This is a genomic window from Runella sp. MFBS21 (assembly GCF_029433105.1).
In the GTDB taxonomy this organism is placed as follows: domain Bacteria; phylum Bacteroidota; class Bacteroidia; order Cytophagales; family Spirosomataceae; genus Runella.
This window is the reverse complement of record NZ_JARNTW010000007.1, coordinates 153,125-174,434: the sequence shown is the minus strand read 5'-3', so window position 1 is coordinate 174,434 and position 21,310 is coordinate 153,125. Positions and strand designations below refer to the sequence as shown.

Sequence of the window (21,310 nt, the reverse complement as noted above, 5' to 3'; positions counted from 1 at the left end):
GTTAAAGTGCATGCTACAAACCTACTTTTAAGTTTGTATTATAGGCCTCGTTCCTGAATAAATTATAATTTGTAAAAATGCAAAACCCAGACATTCAAGAAATCCTTAAATCACGAATCCTCGTACTCGATGGTGCGATGGGTTCGATGATTCAGCGTTATAAATTGACCGATGCCGATTATAGAGGCGAACGTTTTAAAGATTTCCCCCACGAACTCAAAGGCAACAATGACCTACTGTCGTTGACGCGCCCCGATGTGATTCAGGAAATTCACGAAGCTTACCTAGAAGCAGGTGCGGATATTATCGAAACCAATACTTTTAGTGGTACCACTATCGCTATGGCCGATTATCACATGGAAGACTTGGTATATGAGCTTAATTTTGAATCAGCTCAACTTGCCCGTCAAGCTTGTGACAAATATAATGCCGTCAATCCCAACAAACCACGCTTTGTAGCGGGGTCTATTGGGCCTACCAACCGTACCGCGTCGCTTTCTCCCGATGTAAACGACCCTGGCTACCGTGCCGTTACTTTTGATGAATTGGTAGATGCTTATTATGAACAAGTGCAAGCCTTGGTAGATGGTGGTTCGGACATATTATTGGTCGAAACCATTTTTGATACTTTGAATGCCAAAGCCGCTTTGTACGCGATTGATTTGTACTTTGATGACGTCAAAAAAGGAACGATTCGTGCTATCAATGGAGCATTTACGCCTCAAGCTATAAATACTACGAAAACGCAATTGCCTATCATGGTGTCGGGAACGATTACGGATGCCTCCGGCCGTACGCTTTCAGGACAGACTACGGAAGCTTTCTTGACGTCAGTATCGCATATGCCCCTGCTCTCCGTGGGTCTCAACTGCGCCCTTGGTGCTGACTTAATGCGCCCTTATGTCCAAACCCTCGCCAATCAAGCGCCTTTTTATACCTCAGCTCACCCCAACGCAGGCTTACCCAACGAAATGGGTGAATATGACCAAAGCCCCGAACAAATGGCGGTGATTATTGACGACTTCTTAAAAAATCGTTTTATCAATATCATCGGCGGATGCTGCGGTACTACCCCACCCCATATCAAAGCCATTGCCGAAGTAGCAGCCAAATACGAGCCTCGTGATATTCCTGAAAACGACCATGTCCAAAAACTATCTGGGCTAGAGCCGCTCAAAATCACGAAGGAAACCAACTTTGTCAATATCGGGGAGCGGTGTAATGTAACGGGTTCCAAAAAATTTGCACGCCTCGTCCGCGAAGGCAACTATGATGCCGCTATTGCAGTGGCACGTGAGCAGGTAGATTCAGGGGCGCAAGTCCTCGACATCAACATGGATGAAGGGATGATTGACGGTGTGCAAGCCATGACTAAGTTTTGCAATTTATTGATGGCCGAGCCCGACATTGCCCGTGTTCCTTTCATGGTCGATTCGTCTAAGTGGGAAGTGATTGAGGCGGGACTAAAATGTTTGCAAGGCAAAGCCATCGTCAATTCTATCTCACTGAAAGAAGGAGAGGAAAAATTTATCCAACAAGCCGAAAAAGTAAAACGCTACGGTGCATCAGTGGTGGTGATGGCTTTTGACGAAGTAGGTCAAGCCGACAATTACGAGCGCCGCATCGAAATCTGCGAACGCGCCTATTGGATTTTGGTCAATAAAGTAGGATTCCCTCCACAAGACATCATCTTTGACCCCAATATCCTGACCGTAGGTACAGGTATGGAAGAGCACAACAACTACGCCGTTGATTTTATCAACGCTACTCGTTGGATTAAAGAGCACTTGCCTTATGCCAAAGTAAGTGGTGGAGTCTCAAACGTATCCTTTTCATTTAGAGGAAATGAGCCTGTTCGGGAAGCAATCCATACGGTATTTTTATATTATGCTATCAAAGCAGGTATGGATATGGGTATCGTCAATGCAGGGCAGTTGGGAGTCTATGACGACCTACCCAAAGACATGCTCGAACATTGCGAAGACCTGATTCTCAACCGCCGCCCTGATGCTACCGAAAGGATGTTGGCCTTTGCCGAAACCGTAAAATCTAAAGGTAAAGAACAAGTCATAGATAATGCTTGGCGCGCTCAACCCGTCTCCAAACGCCTCGAACACGCCCTCATCAAAGGACTGACTGAGTTTATAGATGAAGACGTAGAAGAAGCCCGTGCTCAGTCGAGCCGCCCACTTGATGTGATTGAAGGCCCGCTTATGGATGGTATGAACGTGGTTGGTGACTTATTTGGGGAAGGAAAAATGTTTTTGCCCCAAGTAGTAAAATCAGCCCGAGTCATGAAAAAAGCGGTGGCTTATCTTACTCCTTTCATCGAAGCTGAAAAAGCTGGCGGCGCTGCCGCCGCTGGTAAAATCTTGATGGCTACGGTAAAAGGAGACGTACACGACATCGGCAAAAATATTGTAGGGGTTGTATTGGGCTGCAACAACTACGAAATCATTGACTTAGGAGTAATGGTCCCTACCGATAAAATCTTGGCTGCGGCCAAAGAACACAACGTGGACATCATCGGTCTGTCGGGTTTGATTACGCCTTCGCTTGATGAAATGGTAGGTGTAGCCAAAGAAATGGAACGTCAAGGTTTTAAATTACCATTGCTTATCGGAGGAGCTACTACCTCACGGATTCATACGGCCGTAAAAATCGACCCTCATTATAGCGGCCCCGTTATCCATGTATTGGATGCGAGTCGTGCGGTGCCTGTAGCTGGAAAATTGACCCAAAATGAGCAAACTTACGCCGACACCTTGGCTGACATCAAAAAAGAATACACTAAACTCCGCGAAGACCACGCCAAACGCCAACAAGCGAAAGAAGCCGTAACATTGGAAGTCGCAAGAGCCAACAAAACTAAAATTGATTGGGAAAATTTTGAGCCTACCAAACCGAAGTTTTTGGGTAACAAGTACTTCCACGATTATCCGCTCGAAGACATTGCCAAATACATAGATTGGACGCCTTTCTTCCAAACTTGGCAGCTGCATGGTAAATATCCCAAGATTTTTGAAGATGCGACAGTAGGAGTAGAAGCTAAGAAATTATACGATGATGCCAAAGCAATGTTAGCCGAAATCATCAAAAACAAATCTCTGAAAGCCAACGCAGTCATTGGTTTTTATCCTGCCAATTCGGTAGAAGATGATATTGTTTTGCATGAGTTTGAAGAATTGGAAGTAAGTTTTGCAGGACAGGGCCAAGCCAAACGAAAAGATTTTAGAGTCAAAAATCTTGACTTGGAGGCTTCTAGCCTTACGCAAACAGTATTACATAACCTCCGTCAACAAAACCAAAAAGCGGCCAACCTTCCCAATTTGTGCCTTTCTGACTATATCATGCCAGCCTCGGCCAAACGTACCGATTACATTGGGGCTTTTGCCGTTACAGCAGGCATTGGGATTGAGGCGTTGTTGGAAAAATACGAAGCCGACCACGACGATTACAACAGTATCATGCTCAAAGCCGTCGCCGACCGTTTGGCCGAAGCTTTTACAGAACTTATGCACGAACGTGTCCGTAAAGAGTTTTGGGGGTATGCTCAAGAAGAAACATTCAGCAATGAAGAATTGATTTCCGAAAAATACCAAGGTATTCGTCCAGCACCAGGCTACCCTGCTTGCCCCGACCATACCGAAAAACGTACGTTGTTCGACCTCCTAGATGCGGAAGCTCAAGTAGGCATTCAATTGACAGAAAGCTTTGCGATGTATCCTGCTAGTTCGGTGAGTGGTTGGTATTTTGCGCACCCTGCTTCTCGGTACTTTGCCCTTGGCAAAATCGCTAAAGACCAAGTCGAAGACTATGCACTCCGCAAAAACATGAGCCTCGAAGACACCGAACGCTGGCTAGCTCCTGTGTTGAATTATGATTAAAATGCCAACGCAGGCAGGGTTCTAAGGCTACCGCAGGCAGGGTTTCGCACCCTGACTGCGTTTTTCTTTCAAAAGATTGACATGCTAAAGCAGCCTTTTTTGAGATGATTGAGAGAAGGCCAATGCCACCGCAGGCAGGGTTTTGAACCCTGCCCGCGGTTTGTTGCGGTTTGTTTTTCTGCCTGCTTGCATTTTTACTACATATTTCTCCGATACTGCCCTCCTACCTCATACAATGCCGCCGAGATTTGTCCTAAGGTACATACTTTAGTAGCTTCCATGAGCGATTCAAAAAGATTGGCGTTCTGAAGCGCCGCTTCCTTGAGTTGGTTGAGAGCTTCGGTAGCTTCGGCCTTGTGGCGAGTCTGAAAATCTTGTCGATACGATACCGCATATTGTTTTTCTTCTTCGGTAGAGCGAATGACCTCCGCCGGTAAAATCGTGGGCGAACCTCGCTCATCCAAAAATGTATTGACACCGATGATAGGCAATGCCCCCGTGTGTTTTTGCATTTCATAATGCATTGATTCTTCCTGAATCTTGCTACGTTGATACATACGCTCCATCGCGCCCAAGACGCCCCCACGCTCACTAATACTCAAAAATTCCTGATAAACAGCCTCTTCTACCAAATCTGTTAATTCTTCTACGATAAAAGCTCCTTGCAAAGGGTTTTCGTTCTTGGCAAGGCCAAATTCTCGATTGATAATCAACTGTATGGCCATCGCACGCCTGACACTCTCTTCTGTCGGGGTCGTAATTGCTTCATCGTAGGCGTTGGTATGGAGCGAATTGCAATTGTCATAAATCGCCAACAAGGCTTGTAATGTAGTACGGATATCGTTAAAAGCAATCTCTTGGGCGTGCAAGCTCCGTCCCGAAGTCTGAATATGATACTTTAGTTTCTGACTACGCTCATTGCCTTTATACTTGTTTTTCAGGGCTTTGCCCCAAATACGCCTTGCCACTCTTCCCAACACGGTGTATTCAGGGTCCATACCATTGGAAAAGAAAAACGAGAGATTTGGCGCAAAGTCATCAATGTGCATTCCTCGGCTGAGGTAATATTCTACAAACGTAAATCCATTAGAAAGCGTAAAGGCTAATTGAGAAATAGGATTGGCGCCCGCTTCGGCAATATGATAACCCGAAATCGAAACAGAATAAAAATTACGCACCTGATTATCAATAAAATACTGCTGAATATCGCCCATGAGTTTGAGCGCAAATTCAGTTGAAAAAATACAGGTATTTTGCGCTTGGTCTTCTTTTAGAATATCAGCCTGTACCGTACCTCTTACTTGACGAAGCGTCTCTGCTTTGATTTTTTGGTAAACTTCGAGAGGCAATACTTGGTCACCCGTAGTACCCAACAGCCCTAATCCTAGCCCATTGTGTCCTTCTGGCAAGGTTCCATTGTAAGTCACTTTGGGTTCAAAACAAATATCGCTTTGTGCTTGTAGCCATTTTTCGCATTGCTGGTCGATAGCCGCATTCAAAAAGAAACCCAACACAATAGGCGCTGGGCCGTTGATAGTCATCGAAACGGAGGTAGAAGGGTCGCACAAATCAAAACCGCTATAGAGCTTTTTGGCATCATCGAGATTGCAAATACTAACGCCCGAGTTACCCACTTTACCATAAATATCTGGCCGAAAGTCCGGGTCTTCGCCATAGAGTGTTACCGAATCGAAGGCCGTCGAAAGCCTTTTGGCGGGCATTTGCTTGGATAAATAATGAAAGCGACGGTTGGTGCGCTCTGGGCCACCTTCTCCTGCAAACATACGCGTCGGGTCTTCACCTTCTCTCTTTAGCGGAAAAACACCCGCCGTAAAAGGAAACTCACCGGGTACATTTTCGGTCAGCACCCACTTTAAAATATCTCCCCAATCGTTGTACTTAGGCAGTGCAATCTTCGGAATTTTGAGGTGCGACAATGTCTCCGTCCACAAATCTTGCTCAATGATTTTATCCCTCACCTTGAACTGATACTTATCGGCACGGTATTTTTTGACAGTTTCAGGCCAAGTTTCGAGCAATTTTTTACAATCAAAATGCAGACGACTTTCTATTTCTCGGTAAATATCCCGAAGGTTTTCCGCTTTGTCTACAAGCTGAAGTTGAGTCAATGTCTTAATTGTACCCTCAAGCTGATACAACTGACGCGCGATGGCGGCTTGGTCATTGACAAATTGCTCATAATTCCGCGCATTTTCGACAATTTCGGCCAAATACCGTACTCTATCCGGAGGCATTATACTGTTTGTCGGGCCTAATTGTGAATTCCTTTTTTTGGCCGAAAGCTTATTAAACAATTGCCCCTTTGTCCAGTATTCTTGGTTTGCTTGCTTTTGCTCCAGCACCTCCAACAATCTGAGATAGAGCGCATTCATGCCTGCATCGTTGAATTGACTCGCAATCGTCCCAAAAACTGGCAAGGCTTCTTCGGCCACGTCCCAAAGTTGGTGATTGCGACGATATTGTTTTTTTACATCGCGCAACGCATCAAGTGAGCCACGCTTATCAAACTTATTGATGGCGATAAGGTCGGCATAGTCAAGCATATCAATTTTTTCGAGTTGCGTAGCAGCACCATATTCGGAAGTCATTACGTAAAGTGAGACATCCGAATGCTCGATGATTTCGGTATCTGACTGGCCAATACCCGATGTTTCTACAATAATTAAATCAAAATGAGCCGCTTTACAGATATTAATGGCCTCAGAGATATGTTTACTCAACGCTAGATTGGATTGTCGAGTCGCAAGGGAGCGCATGTATACACGTCCACGGGCTATGTCGGGATGCAGAGAGTTCATGCGAATGCGGTCGCCAAGCAGCGCGCCTCCCGTTCTGCGCTTTGAAGGGTCAATAGAAATAACAGCCAATGTTTTATCCTGAAAATCAAGCAAAAAACGTCTAATCAATTCATCAACTAATGACGATTTTCCCGCTCCTCCCGTGCCCGTAATCCCCAACACAGGTGCATGGCTTTGGGGCAAAAGAGATAAGTCATTTTTGGCAAAAGCCTCGGGATTGTTTTCGGCTTCGCTAATTAGACGCGCAATGAGTTTGGAAGATTTTGACAGGGGAAGTTTTTTTAATTGGCCATTTAGTTCCCCTAACTTTGTGGGAAAATCACACTTTTCAAGTAAATCATTAATCATTCCTTGCAAGCCCATCTCCCGACCGTCGTCTGGTGAATACAAGCGAGTGATACCATAGGCGTGCAATTCGGCGATTTCGGCAGGTAAAATAGTCCCACCACCTCCACCGAAGATTTTGATATGCCCAGCGTCTTTTTCGTTAAGCAAATCGTACATGTATTTAAAAAACTCAACATGTCCTCCCTGATAACTCGTAATTGCAATGCCTTGAACATCTTCTTGAATGGCACATTCAACGATTTCTTGCACCGAGCGATTGTGCCCCAAGTGAATCACTTCTGCCCCCGAAGCCTGCATGATGCGCCGCATGATATTGATAGCTGCATCATGGCCATCAAAAAGGCTCGCAGCCGTTACAATTCTGACGTGATTTTTGGGTTGATAAGGTTTGACAATAGTATTTTCCATGTGGTTTGAATCAATAAAATCTCCAACGAAGATAGCTTATTTATTTTTTTATGAATTCAATCATTCCTACTTTGGTCGGAACTTGGTTTATTTGCTTTACCAATTTTCCGATGTGGCTCAAAGGCAACAAAACCAATCCTACTTTTAATTATTCTATCATTAAAGGAAAAGAGAACCAACTCCTCGATGAAGTAAAATTCTTAAAAAAAGGAAAAGAAAAAAGCATTAGAGGCATTGATTATCAAGACAATCAAGTCCCAAGCACCTTTGTATGGCGTGGTCAAGGGATGCTGCGAGTGTTGAAAAGCAAATGGCAAGTCAAATTACTGGATAAAGACGGGCAATGGGCCGTAATCTGGTTTTCCAAAACTCTTTTCACTCCCGAAGGCGTTGATGTCATTTGTCGCCCCCCTCGCCTTGATGCCGATACTTTTAACCACATCAAAAATCAAATGTTACAAGATTCGGTTCTCAAAAAGCATGTTCATACTCTAATCCAATTATGAAACCACTTGATCCTCATAAACTCTACTACAACATCAACGAAGTGGCCGCTCGTTATGGTTTTGAAGCCTCTAAATTACGCTACTGGGAAACTGTATTTCCGATGCTTCAGCCCGAAAAACGAAGCGGGGACAGAATTTATACACCTGCTGATATTGAGCTACTTGACGAGATTGTGTATCTTGTGGAGGATAAGAAACAAAAGCTATCGGTGGCTCGCAAAATCATCGAATCTGGTAAAAGCCAACGCAACAATATCAATCGTGTAATACAACAGCTCGAAACCGTCAAACGTTATCTGGAAGACATAAAAGAACTTTATAAGTGAAAAAAAACATCATGAAGATAGCCGTCAGTGCGGGAATTGTTTTAAGCATTTTTTTTTGGTGGCACACCCACAAAGAGCCTCAAGCAACATGGGTAGCCGAAACACCACCTCCCGCCCTCAAAGCCCTTCCTAAAACTCAGGCAGCTATCGTTCATTTTGAATTTGAGCCCGATCCCAACCGCTACGAAGACCAACAAATCAATCTACGCCTCGAACGCCGTACTGACAATCAACTCTACCTCGTAGATGCATCTCCACGCGAGCAAGGCCGTCAGACTTATTATGCGCTTAATGGGAGCGTCAATCGAGTGGATGCTCGTCAGCTTAGCCAACGGCCTATCTTACCCAATCGTTGGATTCATTTGGTCAAATACGTAACTGAAGTAAGCAATGTCAACTCAGAAAGTTGGCTCACTTCGGCCTTAAATGTAGCCGCCGGACAAGCCAAATTTGCCGCCTCCTATGAAGTCATTTTTTGGGTACGCGATTCTCTCTCAAAAACCTCATCTCCACTTGCCTACACCCAACCTCTGTGGCCCAACAATAAAGCGGTAGGCGATATTAAGATTTTTAAACAAACGCCCGCCTTTAAACTTCCTCCTTCCAAAAGATATGGCTCAGAATCCCTGCCCCTCGACGAGCCTGTTGCCAATCTCCAAAAAGTAAGTTGGAACATGGGCCACAATCGTTTTAAGCTTTACTATACCAACGAAGTATCTTCGATGGTGCAGCACGTAAAACCCACTGGTAGACGAGGTGTAACTCAATTTGATGACGCACAACTCGACAAAGCAGCTGATTGGCTGGCTCACAATAGCCCCTCCGACATCGTATCGGTTGATTTTGAACCTGGGAATGCTTCTGAAAAATGGCTTTGGGATATGTCTGATCCCAATTTCCGAAAAACCATGTACCGACTTTCTGAACGTATTTATAAAAAACACGGAAAATTGTTTTATTCATGGATTGGAGAGCCATTAACTTTTGATTTTCAAGGCAAACATTTCAAATTGGATGGCTACGCCAACGACAACTGGAGTGCTGACAAAAAAAACATTGACGATTATCTTGCAGTACACCAAAACCCGAAAGCAATCCAAAATATTCAACTGCCTTCGCCCGTGATATTGATGACGGGTTTTGGCTATACTTCCTCTACTATCAATACAGCCGATGCCACCGACCAGCCCGCCCAAGTATGGAAAGCACCTATCAACTGGTATTTACGAACTTTAGATATATTGAATCTCAAGGCATTGACAGCTCCGCCCAATCTTAAGCTTATGAATTTCTTTTGGCCTTATGAAGACAAACCCGCCGACGCTCGCCGTAGCCTCACACGCCGTTTTTCGGTAGGGAATGGTACCAAAGGTTTTATTCGACAAATTGATAATCGGGTGATGTACCCCATGAATCTCGTAAGAGATGCGGTGTTTGTTCATCTCTGCAACCCGCGCGTTTTTTATAGTAATTATTGGATTTTTGGACAATCCTACCATCCTTACCAAGCCCTGCGGTACGCCAAAATCAACGGGACTCTCTCGTGTATTTCCCAAAATACGGGCGGGTATTTTGTGTATGAATACCAAGGCCCCGACCAACCCCCTTGTCCTAGTCTCAACGAAGATTATATCGGAAAAGATGCCCTTGGCGTAGCTGTTATGGTACAAGCCCACGAGTTATTTGCCAAGTATCAAGGAATTTTGGATGGCACTCAGCTAAGAGAAAGCTATGGATTTGAATACCAACGTAGTAACCAGAAAAGCACCCAAGCCATTTGGAACAACGATACTGGCGAATTTGCACGGGCGTTTAAGTACAACCAGCCTTGGCTCCAAGTGTGGAAAAACCCAAAAACAGGCAAAAGCCTTCTGCTGTTTCAAGACAATTTTGCAGAAGCTTTTGAAAAAGTAACCTTTACGACTATAATCAATGGTAAAAAGATACAACGTACCGCTGAAGGTAATGCCCTTTATATAGAAGCATTAGATTAAGCCTTGGCAGCGTTTTTCAACGCCGCCAAGGGTGTTATTGTTTAACAAAACGTTTTACTTGCAAAGAATCTCCTTCCACAATTCGGAGGAGGTAGGTACCAGTCGGTAGTCCTTTTACAGAAATCTGTTGTCGAATAGAGTGAGTTGTTTTTTGGGGTAAAAAATGTTGAATCCGCCCTCCACTTATTTCCACAATTTCAATTTTTACTTCACCCTCGTATTTGCTTTCCCATTCCAAATGTAGCCATTCTTGGGTGGGATTGGGAAATAAAGCTATCTCTTCAATTACTTGGGGTAAGATAGAAGTTACGGTCTCCAGCCGCCACGGTACTAGGTTTGCCTCGGGAGTAGGAAGCTTCACCGAAGTCAAAATATGAAATTGCCCCGCCTGAAAATTAAAGGGGAAGTTGGAAGAAGTGACGTCTATTTCTGCACCCGTAAAATAGTCGTACCACCGTCCTACAGGCAGTGTTGTAGTTTGCATTGACAAACCAAAATTGGCAATCACCCGTACTTCCATACTAGGATGTACAAGTGTGAGGCGTTTGAGGGTTTCGGAAGTTTCGAGCGAGAAATCATTGGTTTTGGTGCTTGCTTGGGTAGTTTTGAAACGAATCAGCTCCGAAAAAACCTTGTACAATTTGAGTCGATTGGCATCCCTAAAATATTCCCACCGAATGGGTTTATTGCCAGTTCGACCGTTTTCATCAATAGATACATCATAGCCCAATTCACCAAATTGCCATAGCAGCTTAGGGCCGGGGGTCAAAAAAAGCAAAGCTGCGGCAGCCTTGATACGTTCAAGTGCCGTGGCTACATTTTTGACTTCAGGGCTACCGTTCATGATAGCATCATACATGACTCGCTCTTCGTCGTGACTTTCCATAAAACCAATCACGGCAGGGCGTTGGAACCCAGCGTGATTTCGCCAAGAAATCCTGTTGAAATTCCCCTTTCCTGTTTTGATTGTTTCTCGAAAAGCACCATTTTGATTGTCCCAGACCATCATACCATAATTCGTAAGTTCGGCTTCTTCTTGGTCGTCGGCAAAGTGCTCCAAAATCACGTAAGCGGTAGGGTCAGTTTTCCGGATTTGGTCATAAATGCGCTTCCAAATCGCAATTCGGCTTGCGTCATAACGCCCCCACCGCGCCACATCCGTTCCAGAATTGGTTTGGGTAAAACCTTTGGAAAGGTCAAAACGATAACCATCAAAATGGTATTCTTTCAACCAAAACTCATTGACGCGTTCTACATAGGCTTTGGTGGCGGGAGCTTCGTGATTAAAATCAAAAAATACGCTAAAGGGGTGCGTTGCTTGCTGATTAAACATGGGGCTATTGGCCGATGGCTGCGAGCCGTCCCAATACATTTTCACGTATGGAAACTCATAATCGGCCTGATTGAGTACCATATCCAAAATCACCGCCATCCCGTTTTCGTGACACTTGTCAATCAATGCTTTTAAGTCGTGCGAAGTACCGTAGGCTTTATCAGGGGCAAGGTGAAACGTAGGATTATAACCCCAAGATTCATTACCTGTAAACTCCATAATGGGCATTAGCTCAATGGCGTTGATACCCATTTTTTTTAGATACGGAAGCGTATCGGCTACGGTTTTATACCAACGACTTCCCACAAAATCACGCACTAGCAGTTCATAAATGACCAAATCTTCAGAAGCAGGACGTTTGAAATCCTTCACTTTCCAATCATAAGGCGTTTGATTGGTTTGCAACACCGACACCGTATTTCCTTGCGCTTTGGTAGGGAAAGGCATCAGATTAGGATAAGTGCTTTGAGGGATGAATTTGTCATTGTTTCGATCCAAAATCTTTTCGGCATAAGGCTCAGCCACACCTACTGTGCCATCTACTAAATATTGAAAAGCATATTCTTTTTGGGATGCTAAGTTTTTGATTTCGAGCCAATAAGTCTGACCATCGGAAGTCCGATTCATCAAAAATTCAGGCTTACTTTGCCAATCATTGAAATCACCTAATACGTATATAAACTTTTTTTCTGGGGCAAAAAACACCAACGTAGCTGACGAGGCCGAAGTATAATTGATACCTGTCCGCAAGCCCGACGGCAGCGGTACTACCAAGGGTGCAGGGTTGACGGTAAAACTAAATTCGTCAGTCACTTCTTGGTTATTGGCCGTGGCGGTTACCCTCACAATATGCTTTTGACTCGTGCTATTTCCCGTCGAAATCGTGGTGGATAAGGTCGTATCATTGGCCGAAGCTACCACTTTTCCATCCAAAGTTAGGGTCAATTGAGCTTTGGAAGAAGTACTCACCTGAATGGGCAATGGCGTATTGGCATCTACAAAGAAGTTTTTTTGCGTTGGAGTTTTGAAACGTACAAACAACTGATTGGCAGAATATAAGTCAAATAAAAAATCTTCGGTTTGGGCAGAGCCGCTAGCATTTTTGACTAAAACTCCCATCCAACGTAACGTTTTTCCGGCCGAAATACTTAAATATTTGGAAGGAGTGAGTTTGATACTCCAGCGATTGTCTCCCACGCGCGTCAATAGGCCTGGAGCAAAGGCTTGCCCAAAGTTGCTTTGGCCTGAGGGGCTAAACTCAGCCGTTTTATTGTCAGGATTACTTCCTCCCCACGCCCAAATATACAACCCGCTTGCTTGGTTGAGCAAGCCTGCTTTGCGACTGTCTTTTGCTTGGCTTAGGTCAAAAGTGAGGGTGATTTCCCCATCGGCTGTTGGGAAATCGGGCTTCACTACCAATGCTTGTGACCAAGCTACTTGCTGTGCAAGTAACCAAAAACTAAAGATTTTTTTCATGGTTATTTTATTTCTAAAATCATCGCTGTGGTTGCCGCTACGGTCAGTCCATCTGCAAGCGATGTCGTTTCGCCCGTAAACACATTTTTGGCGGAGTTGGCACTTTTAAGCATTTCGGCGTATTTATTCAAATCGAGCTTCAAGGGTTCTTTGTTTTTATTCATCACTACCATCACTTTTTGTTTGTCATTGTAACGAAAATATACATAAAGCCCATCACGTGCCGCGAAATGTTTCAGTTGGCCTGTCTGAACAGCAGAGGTGGTTTTTCTCCATTGAAGAAGTTTTGTCAAAAAATGTTTGGCTTCTACTTGCTGAGGAGTTAGACCTTTTTCGGTAAAAGCACTTGCCGTGTGGTCGGACCAGCCGCCGGGCATTTCTTTCCGAATCAAATCATCGCTTTTGGCCAGAGGGCTAGTCATGAGGACTTCGGTTCCGTAGTAAATTTGGGGCAATCCTCTGGAGGTACAAATGAAAGCCATACCCATTTTCCATAAATCAAAATTTTCGTGAATTTGGGAATAAAAACGGGTAATGTCGTGATTGTCAGCCATAACGACGAGTTCGGCAGGATTAGGATACACAAAATCTTGAGAAAGAGTTTGATATAATTTCGTCAAACCTGTGTTATAGATTTTATCGTCGTCGTTGAGGGCTTCAATCAAGGCCATTTGCAGCGGAAAATCAAACATACTTGGCATGGATGAAACGTAGCCATTGGCATTTTTTTTGCCGCGTTGCCAAAACGCCACAATCGCAGGATTGGCCGACCATTCTTCACCCACCATGTTGAAATTGGGGTACTCGCTCATCACTCTTTGCGACCATCTTGCCATGAAATCTTTATCAGAATAAGGGTACGTATCCACTCTAATACCATGCAAATCAGCGTATTCAATCCACCAAATCGAATTTTGAATCAAGTAATTTGCCATCAAAGGGTTACGTTGATTGAGGTCGGGCATAGTTGGTACAAACCACCCACTTGCGTGCAGTTCTTTATCGTATTCGCTGGCATGAGGGTCTTGAACACTCTCGCGGGCGTGGTGCGTGATTTGAATATTTTGTTGGAAATTGAGCCAATCGTCGGTAGGGAGGTCACTCATCCACCAGTGTTCGGAGCCGCAATGATTAGGCACCAAATCAATCACCAATTTAATCCCTCGTTTTTGGGCTTCTTTAGATAAGTTTCGATAGTCTTCGTTGGAGCCAAAACGAGGGTCAATTTTGTACAAATCCGTCATAGCATAGCCGTGATACGAGCCCATTTTTTGATTGTTTTCTTGAAGAGGGCAAATCCATAAAGACGAAAACCCTAAATCTCGAATATAGTCTAGGTGTTCAGTAATACCCTGAATATCACCGCCATGTCGCCTATCTTTTCCGTTTCTGTCTACTGGGTCAAGCATACCTGATACATTGTCGTTGGCAGGGTTGGCATTGGCAAAGCGGTCGGGAGCAATGAGATACATGGCATCGGCTGATGTAAAACCCTGACGAAGCGCGGAATTAGGCGCTCGGTTTTTGAGTTCATAATCGTAAGAAAAAACCGTTTTTCCGTTTTTATTAAACTTTATAGGAAATTTCCCCGCTTTAGCTTGCGGACTGATTATCAAATCAATAAAAAGGTAATTAGGGCTTTTGACCCGGATTACTTTTTGGAGTTTTACGCCTGCAAAATTTAATTGGGGTTGGGTCTCACCAATGTTTTTTTCATATACCAACAATTGGAGTTTGGTATCCTTCATTCCTACCCACCAAAAAGAGGGTTCAACACGTGAGGGATTTGCAAGCCCTATGAATGAAATCCATGAAAAAATGACAAAAAAAGAAGTAAGTTTAGAAAGCATAGGATAAGCCGTTTTTCAAGGTATAAGCTTCTGATTTTATGTGAGTGATATAAAAAAAGCACCGACAAAACTTCATCGGTGCTTATCTGAGTCACGAGATTCTATCAGTTTTTAATAAGTTAGAAGTGAAATGCAACACTAAGTGGATTCATCTACTTTTTGAAAAAACATTACTTTTTGGTGAGCTTATAAATGGGCTTGCTTGCCACCGAGAAGTCGAGTACAATATCATAAGTACCTGCTTTGACTACAATATTAGCTCCACCAGCTTCGAGTACCCCGTCGGCTTTGTCGTCACCCATATTTACGCCCCAATCATTGTTTTGACGAAATTTGATTTCTCCATCTTTGAGCGTGATGTTGTTGAGTTTCCAAATTCCTTCTGATCCAAAATCGGGCATAAAAAAAGCATCAGGACCATCCCAACCATTGGGTGCGCCACTTCCTACAAGTCCCCATACTTTATAAGGCTCGATGGTATATTTTAAGGATTTAAAATCGACGGTTATGAGATAGATTCCGGCTTTCACGGCGATGTTGTCACCCCCAGCTTCGAGCGTACCATCAGCGCCTTTGTCGCCATAATTGAGATCCCAAGCTTCATTTTGGCGGATTTTGATTTCACCGTCTTTGAGGGTAGCAATAGCGCGCCACTGGTCAGAGGAAGGGTCGTAGTTCAATGCCACATCAGGAGCATTCCAGCCATTGGGAGTAGCACTTCCTACAAGGCCCCATGAGAGTTTGTCGATGCTATATGTAAAGGCCGCTGCATCAAACGTAATTTTGTAAGTTCCGGCTTTTACTTTGATGTTGTCGCCTCCTGCTTCAAGGGTTCCGTTGGCTCCCGTATCGCCATAGTTTACGTCCCATTTATTGTCTTGGCGGAATTTGATTTCGCCTTCTAGCAGTCCTACATAAGCTACAAACACATTTGCTTTATCAGTTTTGTAAAAAGGTACATCTAGGCCATTCCAGCCATTGGGCGTAGCACTTCCTACTACACCCCAGTTGGTACTCAAATCAAGCTTGTCGAGATAAGGAGTCACTTTTACTGACATTACAGCCGAATTGAGTGTGGTACTTCCACCCAAAAAAGACTGCACTTTGATGTCAATGTCGCCTACCGTAGCCGGTTTTAAACCCATTTTCAATAAAATTGGATTCAACTCCGACGTTTTGAATACTTTCTTCAATTCGGTACCTGTAGTGATAGCCGTTGCATTGGAGAAATCTCCACCTTTTTTATCAATCAAAACCGTGTAAGCAGCGGGCGCATCAAACCCATAGTCGGGCTGAGGCCAAGAGACAGTCAAGGCGTCTTTATCGGCATTTTCTTTGATCAACACCACCGTTTGCGACGATAAGGTAGGCATAGGCACTGTGCCCGTTTTCATGACAGCCTTAATTTCGTCTTTTTCGCACGACCACAATACTGTGACTACAGTCGCTGCATATATGAATTTATGGAACCAATTTTTCATTTTTGTGCTCAATTAATTAGAGAAACAACTCATTTCTAGCCTATTAGTAGCCTGTATTCTGAATCAGATTAGGATTGGCGGTAAGGTCGGTTGAAGGAAGCGGAAAGATTTTGAGGTAATCTTGCACCGAAGCGCCGTCTTTTACGCCACCTTTCCACGACCATAAGTACGATGAACCTGTGTATTTGGCAAAGCGAATCAAATCGGTACGGCGGCTTCCTTCCCACGACAGTTCGCGAGCACGCTCGGCCAGTACAAAATCTGGCGTAAGCTCACTGGAAGTGATGTTGCCAGTAGCATTGCCATAGGCTCTCACGCGGAGTTTATTGACATACTCCACCGCTAAGGCCTTATCTCCTGCACCGCGTGCAGCAGCTTCGGCATACATCAAGTACGCATCGGCCAATCTAAACATCGGAAAATCGGTATCAGGATGCGTGAGATTGCTCCCAACGGCTCCCGTAGAGGTGATGTTTTTGTATTTAGGCATGGCATAGCCGTCGGTAAAAGTCGGTATTTCGTTGATTTCTAACTTTTGGCCGTCCGTATAAAACATCGCTCTTTTGTCGGTCTTGCCCGTAGGGTCAGCAAACAGTTTGACAAAAGAAGGCGTTACGCGTACACCGCCCCAGCCTCCGTCAAGACCGTAGCTAGAAGCAGGCATCGAACCACCCACTGGCGCATGGCAAAGAAAAGTCATCCCACCCCAAGTTTGGCTGCGATTGCCATCAGCGGCCAGTGCCCAAATCACTTCTGGCGAATTGTGGTTGTCGGCTTTGAACAAATCCTCGTATTTGGCTTGTAAATTATAGCCCGCATCAATTACCTTTTTGGCGTAAGTGGCGGCATCAGCGTAGCGATTGCCTTGACCCTGCGCTTCCGCATTAAGGTATAGTTTTGCCAAAAGCATCCAAGCGGCGGCTTTGTCTGCGCGAGCGTATTCGTTTTTGCGCGCATCAACCAACTCACCATCAATGGCTTTTAACTCCGACTCAATGTAAGCAAACAAATCTTTGGCATTGGTTTGTTTAGGAGGGGCAGAGCCTACTAGGTCGCTTTCGGTCACAAAAGGTACATTTCCACCAAATAAGTCAAGCGCGTGCCAGTAGCTCAATACCCGCAAGAATCGAGCTTCGGCGCGTAAGGCTTTGGCATCGGCCAACACCGCCCCTGTCACTCCTCTTTCCGAAAGTTTAGCATCGCTTGTTTCGCGAATAAATTCATTACAAGAAGCGATTTGATAAAATACTCGATTGTAGAAACCTCTCACGAAAGCATTGTTGGAAGACCATTTCATTTGGTGCAATTCTGGCAAACCAGCATCGTTCCAAGCGATGACGGCCTCATCGGTAGTGAGTACTTGCAGATACCAATAGTTTCGTAAATAGCTCGAAAAGCCTTCATCTTGGCCTTTGATATCTTTGGTGCGGTCGTCGCCAGCAGGGCCTTGCTGCCCTGTAAGCATCAAGCCAGCGTATAGTTTTGCGCCTACTTGTTTGTAAGCGGCGGGGTCGTTATAGACCGTAGCGGAAGTGACTTCATTGAAAGGCTGACGATCCAGGTCTTTGATACAAGAGGATACCGCCAACGATAAGGCAATTCCTCCTAAAGCTATATTTTTATTGATGAAATTCTTCATTGTATTGTTTTTGAGAAACAGTTTTATCAAACTCAAATCCATTCGTTTTTGTGCTTAGAAACCGATGTTGAGACCAAGGGTGTAAGTACGCGGAATGGGATAAATATTGTTGTCGATACCGCCGCTTACTTCGGGGTTTAAGCCAGTGTATTTCGTAATGACAAATAAGTTTTGAACCGTAGCCGCAATGCGAGCGGTGGTTTTTCCACCAAAAACATTACCCAAATTATAGCCCGCAAAAAGATTGTCCATACGCAGGAATGAGCCGTTTTGCATATAATAATCAGAGAAGTACTGAGGCGTAGCAAACTGAGTCACGTTGACATTAGGCACTACGTTGGCAAGGGAGTTGTTGGCACCTTGAAAAGCCTGCAACACACCATTGGCCGAGACGACGTTGTTGTACACATAGTTTCCAAAATTGCCTCTCATCACAAAACCACCGCTCCACTGTTTATAAGTAGCTTGGGCATTGAATCCTAAGAATACCCTTGGGGCGGGAGACTGATAATGATAGTAGTCGTCGATGGTAATTTTGCCGTCTTTGTTACGATCTACATACACCCCTTCAATGGGCTTGCCAGCTTCGTCGTATACTTGCTGTGCGACAAAAAACGAAGACGCAGGGTAGCCCACCGAATGAATCTGAATTGTACTTCCAACCCCTCCAGCGATACCTCCTACGAGTACTCCTTTATAATTCGGGTCATTGGCAGAGGTGAGTTTGGTGATTTTGTTTTGGTTGTAAGTCGCATTGAAGCCCAAATCCAACGTAAAATCTTCGGTATTGATGGCATTGTAATTTAATAGTAACTCAACGCCTTGGTTTTCAATCGAACCTACATTCGACAAGATTTCGTTGGTCAGGTTGGTGCCTGCGGCGATAGGCACTACATTGAGAAGATCAATGGTTTTTTTGATGTAATAATCGACACTTCCCGAAAGGCGTGCTTTTTTGAAAGCAAAATCCAAGCCTACATTTTGGGTCGTGGTTTGCTCCCACTTGATGTTGGCGTTGTAGCCTTCGGCACGCAGTGTGGTATAGAAAGTATTACCAAGTTGTTGTTGTGCGGTAGCTGTACTTGGCGTATAACGCGCCAAATAAGCGAAGTTTTGACCTACATCTTGCTGACCCGTAACACCATATCCCAGACGTAACTTCAAATCAGACAACACATTAGAGCCTTTCAAGAAATCCATTTCGTTGATTTTCCAAGCAAAGGCTGCCGACGGAAAAGTACCCCAGCGGTTTTCTTTGGCAAAACGTGAGGAACCATCACGACGCAATGTAAACGTGAGTAAATAGCGGTCTTGCAGATTCAGATTGGCACGCCCAAAAAAGGAAACCAACGTATTTTGGGTTTTATAAGGACTATCATTAATGATTTTTGTTTCGGCGGCATCTTTCGTAATGCTCGTAGTCGTATTGATAAAATCTTGGTACGAATAGCCTGCCATCAAATCAAGGCGAATGTCTTTGGCGATGTCTTTGACGTAATTGAGATAAAAATCAAGGAGTTTGTTGCTACGGTCTTGAGTATAGACTGTTTTTTCGCCCCCATTGCTAAAATTGGAAGCCGCCGAAGCTGGAATAAGTTTGTTACCATCGCTTTTTGAAAGGTCGTACCCCAGGTTTAAGTTGGCATGGAGTTCGGGTAGGAAATGGAATTTATAATCCAACTGCATATTTCCGATACTGCGCAGCACCTTACTTTTATCATTGGTCAAGTTCAATAGACCTAGCGGGTTTCGGGTGGCGATAGTGTTGGGTTTGCCATCAGCATTGACCCATTCGTAATAGCCGCCATAGGCTTCATTTCCTGAAAAAACAGGCTGCGTAGGGTCAAAAGCTACTGCCGCCCCAATCGCTCCTTGATTGGCAAAAGTATTGTTGATAGAAGAGCCTTTTAGGTTGATGTCAACCTTTAAATGGTTATTGAGTAGCATGGGTGTTAAGCCAATAGAAGCTGACGTACGCCCCATGTTTGAAGTTTTCAAAATACCGTTTTGATTGGTATATCCTACCGAAACCCGATAAGGAGTACTTTTCAGTGAGCCTGTTACGCTCAGGTTGTTGTCGGTACTGATAGCGGTGCGGTAGATTTGGTCTTGCCAATTGGTATTAGCAGCGCCAAGGAGAGATTTTTGAGTAGATGTTCCGTAGGTATTTACCAAAGTCCGAAACTCGTCTGCACTCAGTACATCGATTTGACCATTACGCTGGGCTACCGATGCTTGCGTGCTGAGATTGACACGCATTACATCCCCTTTTCTGCCTTTTTTGGTCGTAATCATAATTACCCCATTAGAAGCCCTAGACCCATAAATGGCCGTAGCTGAGGCATCTTTCAGGATGTTGAATGATTCGATGTCGTTGGGATTAATCAAACTCAGGGGATTGGCCGCGCCTCTCACTTCGCCATTGTCGAGTGGCACACCGTCTATCACAATAAGAGGGTCGTTGCTAGCATTCAAAGAAGCTCCGCCTCTAATCCGAATAGTGCTACCTGCTCCAGGCGCCCCGCCGTTGGGTGTGATTTGCACCCCCGCTACTTTACCTGCCACAAGTTGGTCAGGAGTTGCGATGTTGCCTTTGTTGAAGTCAGCAGAATTGATAGCGGCAATAGAACCCGTAAGGTCTTTTTTACGTTGTGAGCCATAACCTATCACAACCACCTCAGCAAGTTGCTTGTTGTCGTTTTCCAAAACCACGTCAATAGTGGTGCGTGTGGCTACTGGAACCTCTTGCGTAAGCATTCCCACAAAACTAAAAACCAAAGTGGCATTGGCCGGAACCTCCAATTTGTAATTTCCATTGCCATCGGTTTGGGTTCCTCTTACAGTACCCTTTACCAACACACTCACGCCCGGCAATATGGCTCCGTTGCTCTCGGTTACTTTTCCCGACACTGCGCGGTCTTGGGCCATTAGCGACATACTCGCCAAAACCCATACCATCATCAAGTATCCTAATCGTCTCAAACGTACATTTGACCGATTTCCCAACTGATAGAATTGAATAATCATAGGTTTGAATTAAAAAAAATTAGTAGTTAAGAAGCAGAAAATTGACTTTGAATAAACTAATAGTCAAATTGTTCTTGCAAAAGTACCATAGATATACCCCATCGTCGTTCCACTTTTTGAGATGGAACCTATTTTTCAGAAATACGTACAACAAATTGACAATGAGTACATTACAACAAATAAGTGTGTACCACTTTATAAGGTGGCACCTATTTT

10 protein-coding genes are annotated in these 21,310 nt (G+C 44.4%); 4 read left to right on the top strand and 6 right to left on the bottom strand.

The features are described from left to right. Positions 1-77: 77 nt before the first annotated feature. Positions 78-3,887, top strand: coding sequence for a methionine synthase (gene metH / locus P1X15_RS16250; protein ID WP_277339185.1), 3,810 nt, complete (start codon positions 78-80; stop codon positions 3,885-3,887). A gap of 197 nt (positions 3,888-4,084) precedes the next feature. On the opposite strand, the gene P1X15_RS16245 is transcribed toward metH, so the two are convergent. Continuing rightward, entirely contained in the window at positions 4,085-7,462 is a 3,378-nt protein-coding gene (locus tag P1X15_RS16245; protein ID WP_277339184.1) for a methylmalonyl-CoA mutase family protein, read from the bottom strand. Between the two features lie 50 nt (positions 7,463-7,512). Here P1X15_RS16245 and P1X15_RS16240 point away from each other — a divergent pair, with 50 nt between their 5' ends. From P1X15_RS16240 to P1X15_RS16230, 3 genes are read left to right on the top strand one after another with little or no spacing between them, the layout of a single operon-like run. After that, positions 7,513-7,968, top strand: a complete 456-nt coding sequence (locus P1X15_RS16240) for a hypothetical protein (RefSeq protein WP_277339183.1) — start codon at positions 7,513-7,515, stop codon at positions 7,966-7,968. After that, positions 7,965-8,294: a MerR family transcriptional regulator gene (locus P1X15_RS16235; RefSeq protein ID WP_277339182.1), complete on the top strand. Its 330-nt coding sequence runs from the start codon at positions 7,965-7,967 to the stop codon at positions 8,292-8,294. The genes P1X15_RS16240 and P1X15_RS16235 overlap by 4 nt, the downstream gene beginning before the upstream one ends. Then, positions 8,291-10,288: a hypothetical protein gene (locus tag P1X15_RS16230; RefSeq protein WP_277339181.1), complete on the top strand. Its 1,998-nt coding sequence runs from the start codon at positions 8,291-8,293 to the stop codon at positions 10,286-10,288. The genes P1X15_RS16235 and P1X15_RS16230 overlap by 4 nt, the downstream gene beginning before the upstream one ends. A 34-nt stretch (positions 10,289-10,322) precedes the next feature. On the opposite strand, the gene P1X15_RS16225 is transcribed toward P1X15_RS16230, so the two are convergent. From P1X15_RS16225 to P1X15_RS16205, 5 genes are all read right to left on the bottom strand, one after another. Further along, positions 10,323-13,097, bottom strand: a complete 2,775-nt coding sequence (locus P1X15_RS16225) for an alpha-amylase family glycosyl hydrolase (RefSeq protein WP_277339180.1) — start codon at positions 13,095-13,097, stop codon at positions 10,323-10,325. A 2-nt stretch (positions 13,098-13,099) separates the two neighbouring features. Further along, positions 13,100-14,947 carry a glycoside hydrolase family 13 protein gene (locus P1X15_RS16220; RefSeq protein WP_277339179.1) on the bottom strand — a complete coding sequence of 616 codons (1,848 nt, stop codon included), beginning with the start codon at positions 14,945-14,947 and terminating at the stop codon, positions 13,100-13,102. 170 nt (positions 14,948-15,117) lie between these two features. Continuing rightward, positions 15,118-16,428, bottom strand: coding sequence for a SusE domain-containing protein (locus P1X15_RS16215; protein ID WP_277339178.1), 1,311 nt, complete (start codon positions 16,426-16,428; stop codon positions 15,118-15,120). Between the two features lie 43 nt (positions 16,429-16,471). Further along, positions 16,472-18,067, bottom strand: a complete 1,596-nt coding sequence (locus P1X15_RS16210) for a RagB/SusD family nutrient uptake outer membrane protein (RefSeq protein WP_277339177.1) — start codon at positions 18,065-18,067, stop codon at positions 16,472-16,474. Positions 18,068-18,121: 54 nt separating this feature from the next. Continuing rightward, positions 18,122-21,094, bottom strand: a complete 2,973-nt coding sequence (locus tag P1X15_RS16205) for a TonB-dependent receptor (protein WP_277339176.1) — start codon at positions 21,092-21,094, stop codon at positions 18,122-18,124. Between the last annotated feature and the right edge of the window lie 216 nt (positions 21,095-21,310).